The 17,038-nt window shown below is 33.8% G+C and carries 3 protein-coding genes and 1 tRNA gene; 3 read left to right on the top strand and 1 reads right to left on the bottom strand.

Going from position 1 to position 17,038, the window contains the following annotated elements; genetic code table 11:
• The first annotated feature begins 27 nt into the window (after positions 1–27).
• The 3 genes from AEBR_RS06345 to AEBR_RS06355 all read left to right on the top strand — a co-directional run bounded on the left by AEBR_RS06345 (position 28) and on the right by AEBR_RS06355 (position 14,642).
• A complete protein-coding gene (locus AEBR_RS06345; protein ID WP_172658861.1) occupies positions 28–13,272 on the top strand; it encodes an Ig-like domain-containing protein in 13,245 nt (4,414 codons plus the stop codon).
• A 56-nt stretch (positions 13,273–13,328) separates the two neighbouring features.
• A tRNA-Glu gene (locus AEBR_RS06350) sits at positions 13,329–13,404 on the top strand.
• A 251-nt stretch (positions 13,405–13,655) separates the two neighbouring features.
• Positions 13,656–14,642 (top strand): helix-turn-helix domain-containing protein, encoded by a 987-nt coding sequence (locus AEBR_RS06355; protein WP_129087622.1) that lies wholly within the window; start codon positions 13,656–13,658, stop codon positions 14,640–14,642.
• A gap of 116 nt (positions 14,643–14,758) precedes the next feature.
• Here the strand turns inward: AEBR_RS06355 and AEBR_RS06360 are convergent, their stop codons facing one another.
• On the bottom strand, positions 14,759–16,855 hold the full coding sequence (locus AEBR_RS06360) for a TonB-dependent receptor (protein WP_172658862.1): 2,097 nt from the start codon (positions 16,853–16,855) through the stop codon (positions 14,759–14,761).
• Positions 16,856–17,038: the final 183 nt, after the last annotated feature.

Here is a 17,038-nt window from a genome sequence, read left to right on the forward strand (position 1 = left end):
GTAAGAATAAAATAGAAAGGATCTATTATGGCTATTGCAAGAATCACAGACATTAGAGGTTTAGTAACATTAGATGGTACAAATGAGGAAATTTTAAAAAACAGAGATGAAATTTCTGATCATGGTGGAATACTAACAATTCATGAATTTGCAAAGATAATCTTTGAAGATGGAAGAGAAGTAGAAGTAACTGGACCAGTTACCTTTAATCTTGATAGTACATTTTTTAATGAAGGAACCTTTGAAGAGTCAATAACACAAATAAGTGATTTAGCTAGCCTAGATTATATCAATAACCAACTAGAAGAAGTGGTATTAAATGATAATTTAGCTGAACAAAATAATAATGTTGTTAATTTAGAGAGTGAACAGTTAAATTCAGCTATTACTAACAATAATTTAGAACTTGATTCTCAAGCAGCACCTAGTAGTGGAGCAGAAGAAGTAACAGCAGCAACTGGAAATAATAATACTGCTATAAATAATGAAGAGACTCCAACTGAAGATACAACTCCAAATACACCAGAAACTCCAGATTTAGATACATCAATTGCAACACCTACAATAACTATTGAAAATGCAGATTTAAATGGTGATGGAATTTATAATGCTGAAGAGTTAGGTGAAGATGGAACTGTTAGTGTAACAATTTCAGTAACAGGATCACAAATTGGTGATACTTTAACTTATACAATTAATGGAGTTGAAACAACTATTATTTTAACTGCTGATGATATAGCAGATGGAATAACTTTCAATGTTGAACCAAATACAACAATAACTGCACAATTAAGTGATGCTGCTGGTAATGTATCTGAAGAGATTAGCGCTACATCATTAAGTGTAGATTTAGAAGCAGAATCAGGAACAGTAACAGTAAATACAATAGCAGGTGATGATGTAATCAATGCAAGTGAATCAGGAGCAGAAACAATTGCAGTATCAGGGACAGCAACAGGTGGAGATATCCAAGCTGGAGATAGTGTAACAGTAAGTGTAAATGGGACAGATTATACAACAACAGTACAAGCAGATGGGACATATAGTGTTGATGTAGCAACAAGTGATTTACTAGCAGATAATAGTGTAGAAGTAGATGTAGTATCAACAGATGCAGCAGGTAATAGTGTAACAAGTGAAGGTTCAAGAGATATAAGCGTAGATTTAGAAGCAGAATCAGGAACAGTAACAGTAAATACAATAGCAGGTGATGATGTAATCAATGCAAGTGAATCAGGAGCAGAAACAATTGCAGTATCAGGGACAGCAACAGGTGGAGATATCCAAGCTGGAGATAGTGTAACAGTAAGTGTAAATGGGACAGATTATACAACAACAGTACAAGCAGATGGGACATATAGTGTTGATGTAGCAACAAGTGATTTACTAGCAGATAATAGTGTAGAAGTAGATGTAGTATCAACAGATGCAGCAGGTAATAGTGTAACAAGTGAAGGTTCAAGAGATATAAGTGTAGATTTAGAAGCAGAATCAGGAACAGTAACAGTAAATACAATAGCAGGTGATGATGTAATCAATGCAAGTGAATCAGGAGCAGAAACAATTGCAGTATCAGGGACAGCAACAGGTGGAGATATCCAAGCTGGAGATAGTGTAACAGTAAGTGTAAATGGGACAGATTATACAACAACAGTACAAGCAGATGGGACATATAGTGTTGATGTAGCAACAAGTGATTTACTAGCAGATAATAGTGTAGAAGTAGATGTAGTATCAACAGATGCAGCAGGTAATAGTGTAACAAGTGAAGGTTCAAGAGATATAAGCGTAGATTTAGAAGCAGAATCAGGAACAGTAACAGTAAATACAATAGCAGGTGATGATGTAATCAATGCAAGTGAATCAGGAGCAGAAACAATTGCAGTATCAGGGACAGCAACAGGTGGAGATATCCAAGCTGGAGATAGTGTAACAGTAAGTGTAAATGGGACAGATTATACAACAACAGTACAAGCAGATGGGACATATAGTGTTGATGTAGCAACAAGTGATTTACTAGCAGATAATAGTGTAGAAGTAGATGTAGTATCAACAGATGCAGCAGGTAATAGTGTAACAAGTGAAGGTTCAAGAGATATAAGCGTAGATTTAGAAGCAGAATCAGGAACAGTAACAGTAAATACAATAGCAGGTGATGATGTAATCAATGCAAGTGAATCAGGAGCAGAAACAATTGCAGTATCAGGGACAGCAACAGGTGGAGATATCCAAGCTGGAGATAGTGTAACAGTAAGTGTAAATGGGACAGATTATACAACAACAGTACAAGCAGATGGGACATATAGTGTTGATGTAGCAACAAGTGATTTACTAGCAGATAATAGTGTAGAAGTAGATGTAGTATCAACAGATGCAGCAGGTAATAGTGTAACAAGTGAAGGTTCAAGAGATATAAGTGTAGATTTAGAAGCAGAATCAGGAACAGTAACAGTAAATACAATAGCAGGTGATGATGTAATCAATGCAAGTGAATCAGGAGCAGAAACAATTGCAGTATCAGGGACAGCAACAGGTGGAGATATCCAAGCTGGAGATAGTGTAACAGTAAGTGTAAATGGGACAGATTATACAACAACAGTACAAGCAGATGGAACATATAGTGTTGATGTAGCAACAAGTGATTTACTAGCAGATAATAGTGTAGAAGTAGATGTAGTATCAACAGATGCAGCAGGTAATAGTGTAACAAGTGAAGGTTCAAGAGATATAAGCGTAGATTTAGAAGCAGAATCAGGAACAGTAACAGTAAATACAATAGCAGGTGATGATGTAATCAATGCAAGTGAATCAGGAGCAGAAACAATTGCAGTATCAGGGACAGCAACAGGTGGAGATATCCAAGCTGGAGATAGTGTAACAGTAAGTGTAAATGGGACAGATTATACAACAACAGTACAAGCAGATGGGACATATAGTGTTGATGTAGCAACAAGTGATTTACTAGCAGATAATAGTGTAGAAGTAGATGTAGTATCAACAGATGCAGCAGGTAATAGTGTAACAAGTGAAGGTTCAAGAGATATAAGCGTAGATTTAGAAGCAGAATCAGGAACAGTAACAGTAAATACAATAGCAGGTGATGATGTAATCAATGCAAGTGAATCAGGAGCAGAAACAATTGCAGTATCAGGGACAGCAACAGGTGGAGATATCCAAGCTGGAGATAGTGTAACAGTAAGTGTAAATGGGACAGATTATACAACAACAGTACAAGCAGATGGGACATATAGTGTTGATGTAGCAACAAGTGATTTACTAGCAGATAATAGTGTAGAAGTAGATGTAGTATCAACAGATGCAGCAGGTAATAGTGTAACAAGTGAAGGTTCAAGAGATATAAGTGTAGATTTAGAAGCAGAATCAGGAACAGTAACAGTAAATACAATAGCAGGTGATGATGTAATCAATGCAAGTGAATCAGGAGCAGAAACAATTGCAGTATCAGGGACAGCAACAGGTGGAGATATCCAAGCTGGAGATAGTGTAACAGTAAGTGTAAATGGGACAGATTATACAACAACAGTACAAGCAGATGGAACATATAGTGTTGATGTAGCAACAAGTGATTTACTAGCAGATAATAGTGTAGAAGTAGATGTAGTATCAACAGATGCAGCAGGTAATAGTGTAACAAGTGAAGGTTCAAGAGATATAAGTGTAGATTTAGAAGCAGAATCAGGAACAGTAACAGTAAATACAATAGCAGGTGATGATGTAATCAATGCAAGTGAATCAGGAGCAGAAACAATTGCAGTATCAGGGACAGCAACAGGTGGAGATATCCAAGCTGGAGATAGTGTAACAGTAAGTGTAAATGGGACAGATTATACAACAACAGTACAAGCAGATGGGACATATAGTGTTGATGTAGCAACAAGTGATTTACTAGCAGATAATAGTGTAGAAGTAGATGTAGTATCAACAGATGCAGCAGGTAATAGTGTAACAAGTGAAGGTTCAAGAGATATAAGTGTAGATTTAGAAGCAGAATCAGGAACAGTAACAGTAAATACAATAGCAGGTGATGATGTAATCAATGCAAGTGAATCAGGAGCAGAAACAATTGCAGTATCAGGGACAGCAACAGGTGGAGATATCCAAGCTGGAGATAGTGTAACAGTAAGTGTAAATGGGACAGATTATACAACAACAGTACAAGCAGATGGAACATATAGTGTTGATGTAGCAACAAGTGATTTACTAGCAGATAATAGTGTAGAAGTAGATGTAGTATCAACAGATGCAGCAGGTAATAGTGTAACAAGTGAAGGTTCAAGAGATATAAGCGTAGATTTAGAAGCAGAATCAGGAACAGTAACAGTAAATACAATAGCAGGTGATGATGTAATCAATGCAAGTGAATCAGGAGCAGAAACAATTGCAGTATCAGGGACAGCAACAGGTGGAGATATCCAAGCTGGAGATAGTGTAACAGTAAGTGTAAATGGGACAGATTATACAACAACAGTACAAGCAGATGGGACATATAGTGTTGATGTAGCAACAAGTGATTTACTAGCAGATAATAGTGTAGAAGTAGATGTAGTATCAACAGATGCAGCAGGTAATAGTGTAACAAGTGAAGGTTCAAGAGATATAAGCGTAGATTTAGAAGCAGAATCAGGAACAGTAACAGTAAATACAATAGCAGGTGATGATGTAATCAATGCAAGTGAATCAGGAGCAGAAACAATTGCAGTATCAGGGACAGCAACAGGTGGAGATATCCAAGCTGGAGATAGTGTAACAGTAAGTGTAAATGGGACAGATTATACAACAACAGTACAAGCAGATGGGACATATAGTGTTGATGTAGCAACAAGTGATTTACTAGCAGATAATAGTGTAGAAGTAGATGTAGTATCAACAGATGCAGCAGGTAATAGTGTAACAAGTGAAGGTTCAAGAGATATAAGTGTAGATTTAGAAGCAGAATCAGGAACAGTAACAGTAAATACAATAGCAGGTGATGATGTAATCAATGCAAGTGAATCAGGAGCAGAAACAATTGCAGTATCAGGGACAGCAACAGGTGGAGATATCCAAGCTGGAGATAGTGTAACAGTAAGTGTAAATGGGACAGATTATACAACAACAGTACAAGCAGATGGAACATATAGTGTTGATGTAGCAACAAGTGATTTACTAGCAGATAATAGTGTAGAAGTAGATGTAGTATCAACAGATGCAGCAGGTAATAGTGTAACAAGTGAAGGTTCAAGAGATATAAGCGTAGATTTAGAAGCAGAATCAGGAACAGTAACAGTAAATACAATAGCAGGTGATGATGTAATCAATGCAAGTGAATCAGGAGCAGAAACAATTGCAGTATCAGGGACAGCAACAGGTGGAGATATCCAAGCTGGAGATAGTGTAACAGTAAGTGTAAATGGGACAGATTATACAACAACAGTACAAGCAGATGGGACATATAGTGTTGATGTAGCAACAAGTGATTTACTAGCAGATAATAGTGTAGAAGTAGATGTAGTATCAACAGATGCAGCAGGTAATAGTGTAACAAGTGAAGGTTCAAGAGATATAAGCGTAGATTTAGAAGCAGAATCAGGAACAGTAACAGTAAATACAATAGCAGGTGATGATGTAATCAATGCAAGTGAATCAGGAGCAGAAACAATTGCAGTATCAGGGACAGCAACAGGTGGAGATATCCAAGCTGGAGATAGTGTAACAGTAAGTGTAAATGGGACAGATTATACAACAACAGTACAAGCAGATGGGACATATAGTGTTGATGTAGCAACAAGTGATTTACTAGCAGATAATAGTGTAGAAGTAGATGTAGTATCAACAGATGCAGCAGGTAATAGTGTAACAAGTGAAGGTTCAAGAGATATAAGCGTAGATTTAGAAGCAGAATCAGGAACAGTAACAGTAAATACAATAGCAGGTGATGATGTAATCAATGCAAGTGAATCAGGAGCAGAAACAATTGCAGTATCAGGGACAGCAACAGGTGGAGATATCCAAGCTGGAGATAGTGTAACAGTAAGTGTAAATGGGACAGATTATACAACAACAGTACAAGCAGATGGGACATATAGTGTTGATGTAGCAACAAGTGATTTACTAGCAGATAATAGTGTAGAAGTAGATGTAGTATCAACAGATGCAGCAGGTAATAGTGTAACAAGTGAAGGTTCAAGAGATATAAGTGTAGATTTAGAAGCAGAATCAGGAACAGTAACAGTAAATACAATAGCAGGTGATGATGTAATCAATGCAAGTGAATCAGGAGCAGAAACAATTGCAGTATCAGGGACAGCAACAGGTGGAGATATCCAAGCTGGAGATAGTGTAACAGTAAGTGTAAATGGGACAGATTATACAACAACAGTACAAGCAGATGGAACATATAGTGTTGATGTAGCAACAAGTGATTTACTAGCAGATAATAGTGTAGAAGTAGATGTAGTATCAACAGATGCAGCAGGTAATAGTGTAACAAGTGAAGGTTCAAGAGATATAAGCGTAGATTTAGAAGCAGAATCAGGAACAGTAACAGTAAATACAATAGCAGGTGATGATGTAATCAATGCAAGTGAATCAGGAGCAGAAACAATTGCAGTATCAGGGACAGCAACAGGTGGAGATATCCAAGCTGGAGATAGTGTAACAGTAAGTGTAAATGGGACAGATTATACAACAACAGTACAAGCAGATGGGACATATAGTGTTGATGTAGCAACAAGTGATTTACTAGCAGATAATAGTGTAGAAGTAGATGTAGTATCAACAGATGCAGCAGGTAATAGTGTAACAAGTGAAGGTTCAAGAGATATAAGCGTAGATTTAGAAGCAGAATCAGGAACAGTAACAGTAAATACAATAGCAGGTGATGATGTAATCAATGCAAGTGAATCAGGAGCAGAAACAATTGCAGTATCAGGGACAGCAACAGGTGGAGATATCCAAGCTGGAGATAGTGTAACAGTAAGTGTAAATGGGACAGATTATACAACAACAGTACAAGCAGATGGGACATATAGTGTTGATGTAGCAACAAGTGATTTACTAGCAGATAATAGTGTAGAAGTAGATGTAGTATCAACAGATGCAGCAGGTAATAGTGTAACAAGTGAAGGTTCAAGAGATATAAGTGTAGATTTAGAAGCAGAATCAGGAACAGTAACAGTAAATACAATAGCAGGTGATGATGTAATCAATGCAAGTGAATCAGGAGCAGAAACAATTGCAGTATCAGGGACAGCAACAGGTGGAGATATCCAAGCTGGAGATAGTGTAACAGTAAGTGTAAATGGGACAGATTATACAACAACAGTACAAGCAGATGGAACATATAGTGTTGATGTAGCAACAAGTGATTTACTAGCAGATAATAGTGTAGAAGTAGATGTAGTATCAACAGATGCAGCAGGTAATAGTGTAACAAGTGAAGGTTCAAGAGATATAAGTGTAGATTTAGAAGCAGAATCAGGAACAGTAACAGTAAATACAATAGCAGGTGATGATGTAATCAATGCAAGTGAATCAGGAGCAGAAACAATTGCAGTATCAGGGACAGCAACAGGTGGAGATATCCAAGCTGGAGATAGTGTAACAGTAAGTGTAAATGGGACAGATTATACAACAACAGTACAAGCAGATGGGACATATAGTGTTGATGTAGCAACAAGTGATTTACTAGCAGATAATAGTGTAGAAGTAGATGTAGTATCAACAGATGCAGCAGGTAATAGTGTAACAAGTGAAGGTTCAAGAGATATAAGCGTAGATTTAGAAGCAGAATCAGGAACAGTAACAGTAAATACAATAGCAGGTGATGATGTAATCAATGCAAGTGAATCAGGAGCAGAAACAATTGCAGTATCAGGGACAGCAACAGGTGGAGATATCCAAGCTGGAGATAGTGTAACAGTAAGTGTAAATGGGACAGATTATACAACAACAGTACAAGCAGATGGGACATATAGTGTTGATGTAGCAACAAGTGATTTACTAGCAGATAATAGTGTAGAAGTAGATGTAGTATCAACAGATGCAGCAGGTAATAGTGTAACAAGTGAAGGTTCAAGAGATATAAGTGTAGATTTAGAAGCAGAATCAGGAACAGTAACAGTAAATACAATAGCAGGTGATGATGTAATCAATGCAAGTGAATCAGGAGCAGAAACAATTGCAGTATCAGGGACAGCAACAGGTGGAGATATCCAAGCTGGAGATAGTGTAACAGTAAGTGTAAATGGGACAGATTATACAACAACAGTACAAGCAGATGGGACATATAGTGTTGATGTAGCAACAAGTGATTTACTAGCAGATAATAGTGTAGAAGTAGATGTAGTATCAACAGATGCAGCAGGTAATAGTGTAACAAGTGAAGGTTCAAGAGATATAAGTGTAGATTTAGAAGCAGAATCAGGAACAGTAACAGTAAATACAATAGCAGGTGATGATGTAATCAATGCAAGTGAATCAGGAGCAGAAACAATTGCAGTATCAGGGACAGCAACAGGTGGAGATATCCAAGCTGGAGATAGTGTAACAGTAAGTGTAAATGGGACAGATTATACAACAACAGTACAAGCAGATGGGACATATAGTGTTGATGTAGCAACAAGTGATTTACTAGCAGATAATAGTGTAGAAGTAGATGTAGTATCAACAGATGCAGCAGGTAATAGTGTAACAAGTGAAGGTTCAAGAGATATAAGCGTAGATTTAGAAGCAGAATCAGGAACAGTAACAGTAAATACAATAGCAGGTGATGATGTAATCAATGCAAGTGAATCAGGAGCAGAAACAATTGCAGTATCAGGGACAGCAACAGGTGGAGATATCCAAGCTGGAGATAGTGTAACAGTAAGTGTAAATGGGACAGATTATACAACAACAGTACAAGCAGATGGGACATATAGTGTTGATGTAGCAACAAGTGATTTACTAGCAGATAATAGTGTAGAAGTAGATGTAGTATCAACAGATGCAGCAGGTAATAGTGTAACAAGTGAAGGTTCAAGAGATATAAGTGTAGATTTAGAAGCAGAATCAGGAACAGTAACAGTAAATACAATAGCAGGTGATGATGTAATCAATGCAAGTGAATCAGGAGCAGAAACAATTGCAGTATCAGGGACAGCAACAGGTGGAGATATCCAAGCTGGAGATAGTGTAACAGTAAGTGTAAATGGGACAGATTATACAACAACAGTACAAGCAGATGGAACATATAGTGTTGATGTAGCAACAAGTGATTTACTAGCAGATAATAGTGTAGAAGTAGATGTAGTATCAACAGATGCAGCAGGTAATAGTGTAACAAGTGAAGGTTCAAGAGATATAAGTGTAGATACAACAGTTGATATTAGTTCTGACTTAGATGCTGCAAGTGATACAGGAGTAAGTAATAGTGACAATATCACAAGCGACAATACTCCAACTATAAATGGTACAACTGAAGCTGGAGCTACTGTTGTAATTACAACCGCAAGTGGTATTATTGTTGGAAGTGTAGTAGCAGATGAAAATGGAAACTACTCTATTACAACAACTGAATTACCAGACGGAGAGCAAGCATTAACAATAACAGCTACAGATTTAGCAGGGAATACTAACTCAACTACAGAGACAATTACTATAGATACAACAGCAAGTGATACAACTAATTTAGAGATTACAAATATCATTGACAATAATGGTGATTATTCATCAGTAACTATGGTTGGTACTGGCGCAGAAAGTGGGAATACAATTACTTTATATGATGAAGATGGAAATGCAGTCGCATCAACAACTGTTCAAGAAGATGGAACATGGAGTGTAGATATCTCAAATCTTAACAATACTAAAGTGAATGATAATGAGTTCTTTAGTGTAACTGAGACTGATGCAGCAGGTAATGAAACAGCGCAAACAGACACTACACACTATTGGCATGGTAATTGGTCAAATACAAATACAGAATCAGCTGATGACTTTATTATGACAGGAGCTGGAAATGATACAATCAATACTGATGCTATACTTTCTGGAACAAATGAAAATGGAACAGTTACAAGTGATAATAATGATACAAATGACTCTTTAGTTATTGATGCTGGTGATGGTAATGATACTGTTACTTTTGGTGGAAATATGTCTAACTATACCCTTACTACAGATGCAAATGGAAATGTAATTGTTACAGAAAGTTCTGCTAGTGACAGTAATGGCGATGGTATAGGTGACACAATTGAGCTTAGAAATGTAGAAACAATAGAGTTTGAAGATGGAACTTATGATGTAGGTAGCGGAACTTTTACCTCTTTTGATACACAAGCAGACTCTTTAACTGCTTCAATAGAAGTTAGTGCTGCAACTAATGTTATAGATGAAGAAGAGGTTGTAGATACATCTGCAAATGAAGCAGAAGGAATCTATGAAAGAGATGGTAACTACTATCAAATGCAAGAGACTTCACAAATTGATACTGCAGCTCTAAGAGAGATGGGATATACAATTGATAGTAATGGAAACTTCTTTAAAATAAATGAAGATGCACCAAAAGTTCTTGTTGAACAAGAGATGACAAGAGAAGTTACTCGTGTAGTTGATGTTGAACCTATTATGAAAGTTGCAACTGAAACAACAACTTTTGAAAGTTTGGGTCAAGAATTTACTCAAGATGTTGGTGTTGTGCAAACTTGGCGTCCAACAACAATTGAGTTAGATGAACCAACAAAAAATATTGAACTTGATTTTAACAACTTTAATAGTGGAACTCTAAAAATAGAGTTTTTAGATGAAAATGGTGATGTAATAGGAACAAGAACTACTTTCCCTGCAGGTGATGGAGAGAGAGGTTATGGTATTGGTGAAGAGTTTAGCTCTGTTAGATTGACTTCATATGGTTCAAATGTTGAAGTTGAGTCTATAAGTGGAAGAGGTTTACCTGAAACAGTTACTGTTGAAGCTGGAGGGTTAGTTCCTGATTATGAAGCAATGGCAGATGCAGGAATCACTTGGAGTTCAAATGAGTATCAAGTTATAACTCAAACAGCAGATATAAACAATATTGGTAATATTGGAAATAGTAAAGTTGATGGATTTAACCCTGAAGACCATGAGACAAGTCAAGTTTTTGATTTTGGTCCTGATATGGCAAATAGACTTGTAACTATTACTGTAGATTTGACTGTAAAAGGAAGTTGGGATAACAATGTAACAAGTACAAATGACTACTTTAGTGTAAGTGCAAATGGTAAAGAAATAGATGTAAATTTCTACTCAAATAATAGCAACTCTTCAACATATGAATCTGATGATGTTAGTTATATAGGATGGGATAATAATGAAAGCTTTACTTATGAATATCAAGTATATTTAGATGATAATGGACAAGTTCAACTTGATTTTATGGTTGCTTCAACTGCAGATGACGAAGTAATAGATGTTAAAAATATTCAAGTTGTATATGAAGGTGAAACTGGATGGACAAAAGAGGTTACAGAGACTGAAACTTATACAGAATCTGTTCTTGTTGATGCTCCAGCTGAACAAGTTGATCCTTCTGAAATACCTGGTGAAATTCCTTATATATCACAAGAAGTAGAAGTTGAGCCAAATATGACCAGCGAAACTGAAGTAGTAGGACATGCTTACTCTGTAGATATAAGTGCAGCTTTATCTGATATAGATGGAAGTGAAACTTTAAGTGTAATTATAACAGGAGTACCAGAAGGTGCTACTTTAAGTGAAGGTATTGATAATGGTGATGGTACTTGGACTATAGTAATACCACAAGGTGATACTTCAATTGCCGATTCCTTAACACTTATTGTTCCTTCAGGAATAGATGATTTTGAATTGGGAATTGTTGCAACAGGAACAGAAACAAATGGTGGAGATACAAATACTGCAACTGATAGTGCATTGGTTGATGTACCAGATTTAGTTGATATTCCTACTTTAGATATGAATATAGGAGATGTAACTGTTGTTGGTGGTTCTCTTGGTGATGCGCTTGAAGCAAATGGAACTAATAATTTTTATAATAATTCATTAATTGATGGAAGTTCAGATAGTACTGTTGATTTTAAAGATGTACGTTCAGCGGGAATATATATGAATGGAGGAGATGATACTCTCACTGCTGCAAGTGTTAATAATGCAAACATTAACATGGGAAGTGGAGATGACACAATATATGTGGAAGGAAATGTTTCTCAAACTACAATTGATACATCTGGTATTTGGGGATCAGATAATGACAAAGTTATTATTGATGGAAAATTAAGTGGTGGAAATATTAATACAGGTTTAGGTGATGACTATGTTCAATTAGGAGATGTAGGAAGTTCAAATATTAATCTTGGATTTGGAGATGATGTCCTTAAATTAGAAGGTAATCCAAGCGATTATTATGTAGTAGATTATGGTTTTGGAAATTATAGAATAGTATCAGGAGATTTTCAAGTAATTGACAATGGTTATTCTAAATGGGTACAAGGTGGTGAATGGAGTACAGTAACAAGTGCTGAAGCAATAGTTTTTGGAGATGGTTCTTATATAGGTGATGGTTCCCTTGCAGAACAATATCTAAACGCTTCACAATCATACCAATATACTATTGATTTAAATGCCAGTTTAGAGGATGGAAGTGAATCACAACTAGGCGATATAACCCTTAATAATATACCTCAAGGTGCAGTTTTATTAGATAGCAATGGAAATGAAATCCAAGCAAATGATGATGGAAGTTATACAATTCAAACTGATGCTAACCATGATGCTTCTGTAACTTTAGTTAGTGATACTGAATTGGCTCAAGACTCTTTAAATGATATTAATGCAAGTGTTACAGCAACAAGTGGGGACGATACAGCAAGTGTAGTTGTAAATAGTGAAGGACCTATTGATACAACAACTGATGTTGATTTCGATAACTTAGAATTAGATTTTGATAAAGTTGCTGATATGTCAGAAGCTGATGATGGAAGTTTAAGTCAAGATGATGGAGATATTGATAATATTGAATTGTCTGATATGTTACAACAAGATGATACAGATGAAAGTCTGTCAAATCTTTTAGGTGAAACAGAAGCAGATAGAATGGCAGCAAATTCATCAGACTCACCATTAGGTGATTCTCAATCTACAGATGATGGAAGTTCAAGTTCTACAAATGATTATGATCCATTTAAAGCATTACAAGAAAGTGGAGACAATCTAAGAGCAGATATGGATATGAATGATAGTTCATTTGATGACTCAAATAATCATCATCAATAGAGAAAAAAAGGTCTTTTTAAAGACCTTTTTTATATAATTTCAATCTTTTATTTAATGACCCCGTCGTCTAGAGGCCAAGGACGTCAGGATTTCCTCCTGAACACGGATGTTCGAATCATCCTGGGGTCGCCAATCTAAAATTACTATAGAATGGCTATTTTATTCATTTATCACACTGACAAAATTATTTAAGGTTTATTTGAGTGACATCTTTGTAAGAATTATTATATGTTATAAAAAAGTAAAGAAAAATAGAAGAGACTATTTTAGGCTATAAAGAACCAAGATATTTTGGTTTTACATGAACATATATAATATTAAAGTATAAAAAAGCTTGAATAATATATAATAACATTGATAATCATTATTATATAAGGACTCTTATGTCAATTTTGTTAGAACGCAAAGTATATTTAGATAAAATGGAAAAAATATATCCATTAGATATAGCACAAAAAAAAAGTATAAAATTTAAAAACAAAAATTTTTTTGATAACTCTCTTAAACATTATCGAACAAGTTTTGGTATCTCTTATATGTTATTCAAAGCATATTTTAAAGATGACATCATTTTAGAATCAAAACATGAATTTAAAGATGTAACTTTTATAATGTTTAATGATTCTTATAGTAGTAGCAGTATCCAAGAATTTGATAAAAATAATGAATTCATTTTTAAACCTAAACACTATGTAATTGGAAAAATTAGTGAAAATTTTGAATCACTAAATAAATATTTAGCAAACAAAAAATATTGTACACACTATGTTTTATTTGAAAACCAGATACTTGATGATTTAATTATAAATTATTCATCTAAAAAAACATTATATGACGTAGATGGATTTTCAATAAAATTTGAAATGCCTATTAGTATAAAACAAAATTTAATTTTAGAAGAATTGCCAACATTATTTTTTTTAGAAGGAAAATTGCAAGAATTGTATTTAGAATCAAAAATTACTGATTTGATTTATACAACAGTAAATAGCATAAAAAAATTACATTTAGAAGAAAATATTTATTTTAGTTCTAAAGATATTAAATCTTTGTTTAAAGCAAAAGATATTTTAACAGAAAGCATTGCAAATCCTCCTTCATTAAAAATGATTGCGCATCAATCTGCAATTAATGAATACAAATTGAAAAAGGGGTTTAAAAAGCTTTTTGGGAACACAGTATTTGGGTTTTTGCAAGAGTATAGGCTCAATGAAGCTAAAAAAATACTTATGAATAATGAAATAAATATTAATGAAGTCTCTTACATGGTTGGCTATAAAAATGTTAGCCATTTTAGTAAAATTTTTAAAGAACATTTTGGATTAACTCCTGCACAAGTAAAAAAAAATCAAAAAAAAGTTTTTATTTAATATATTTATATTATGTTTTTCCATTCAGTAATCCTAAAATATTTGTCTGTTTTGATTGTATATTTTGAAATAAATTATTTATCTTTAAAAGATTAGAAGTTTCCCTCCTAATCTTTTTAAAATGTATATTTTATGCCCAATCCAAAAAATCTTGGATCTCCAAAAGATGCATATGAAAAATAGCTATTGGTTTCATACATATTTATATATTTTTCATCAGTTAAATTTTTACCAAATATATAGATATCCCAATCAGAAAATTTGTAACCGATTTTGGCATTAATTAAAGTATAACTGTCTTCTTTGACAAAACTTTTATTTAAATCATCATAAAAATACATTGATCCCTGATTCCTTACATCTGTACGTGCATAAAAACCACTTGGGTTATTGTATATAATACTCAAATTTGCAGTATGAGATGGAGTTGTTTCTATTTTATTCCCACTAAAATTATAATCCCCTACATTATAAGAATCATATTCTGTTTGTATAATACCAAAGGCCCCTGTAATTTCTAAATTAGAAGTGGGGAAATAGTGAAAATCAAATTCAATCCCTTGTGAATGTGCTTTATCTGCATTATCTGTATAAACTTGCCCAGATGTTAGTCTTCTATAAACATGAATATCTTTTATATCCATTCTAAACAAAGAAGCGGTAAAGTAGAAATCTTTAAAATCTCCTTTTATTCCCATTTCGTAATTTGTTGATTGTTGTGGCTCAAATGTATTATCATCAATATTTGAAGTAGTGGCAGCTGTATTAAATCCACCTGGCATATATCCTCTAGAAATTGAAATAAATGGTGAAAAATTATCATTTAATTTATAATCTAATGCAATTTTAGGAATAAAAGTATTCCAAGTTTTTTCGCTATTATATCCAAGTAGTTTAACATTATTGTTATAATATTCATAATCTATTTTTTTCTTAATCCTTTGATATCTTGCCCCTAAAGTTAAGTCAAATTGCTCATCTAAAGGTATTATAGCTTGACCAAAAATTGCTTGTGTATCACTATCTAAGTTTGATTTCATATTAGTTTTCCCTATGTCAGTACCATACATTATAGTATGAGTTCCATATGGATCATAATTTTTATCTTCTGTATCTAAATAAATACCTCCTAACCAACGAATACCATTATCTTGTTTATTTGATATTCTAAATTCTTGTGAATAATTATCTGCAGTTTCATCATTGAACATAGTTGAATTATCTAAATAAGTACCATTTGTGTAATCCGCATCATATTTACCATTTACATTAGTTTTACTATGTGTTGTAGTAGAATTAAAAGTGTAATTTTCATTATCATATTTTATACTTAGAGCTTGAGAATTAATAGTATATTTTTCATATGATGACATTTCAAAACCATGATTTTCTGCAGCATCTCTTTTAAAATCAGAAAAATTAGGATAAATAGGCGTACCAAAAGGATCTATTGTTGCAATACCATATCCATTAAATCCATAATTTTTACTTCGATTATTTTTTAATACTAATTTGGTAGATAATTTATCTGTAACTTTATAATATAAAGAGGTACTAAAATTTCTATTATTTTCTTTTGCTGCCTTATCATCTCCATTATAAGTATTAGTTATCCATCCATTGTCAGAAAATATGTCACCATTTATATTAAAAAAAAGTTTATCTTTTATTATTGGTGTATTTATATTAAAAGTATTTCTCATATAATTATCACTTCCATATTCAAATCCAATACTTCCATTAGTTTCATTGTTAGGCTCTTTTGTTATTATATTTATAACTCCACCTATGGCATCTTTACCATAAAGTGTACTTTGTGGTCCTCTTAAAACTTCAACTCTTTCAATATTCTCAAAAGAAGTAATGTAAGACCTCTTGGCAGATATTGGAATACCATCTATATAAACTACAACAGGATTATTTTCTGTAAATAGTGAAGCATTTATTCCTCTAAAATTTACTTTTATACCTCTGTCTGGAGTTGAAGTCATATTTGGGATTTCATTGATTACATCAGAAATAGTTTTTATCTCTTTTGCTTCAATCTCTTCATGGTCAAGTACAGTTATACTTTGTGGAATATATTGAATATTTTCCTCTATTTTATTTGCAGTTACAGTTACATTTTCAAGGTTCTCTATATCATTGTCAGCAAAAACAATATTTGTCATGATAATAAGAATCTTGATTACTTTCAATATTTTTTTTGTCATTTTTTCTCCTAAAATTAAAAAATTAGAATAATATAAATGAAATTAATTATCAATATTCTTAATAACGTTATAGGGATTATTTGTATTGTTAAATGTTAAAATTTGTAGATATTATTAATAATTAAAATAATAATTAATTGTCTTGTCGTTAAGACATATATGATAATTTTCATTCTAATAAAA

The organism is Halarcobacter ebronensis (assembly GCF_013201825.1).
In the GTDB taxonomy this organism is placed as follows: Bacteria; Campylobacterota; Campylobacteria; order Campylobacterales; family Arcobacteraceae; genus Halarcobacter; species Halarcobacter ebronensis.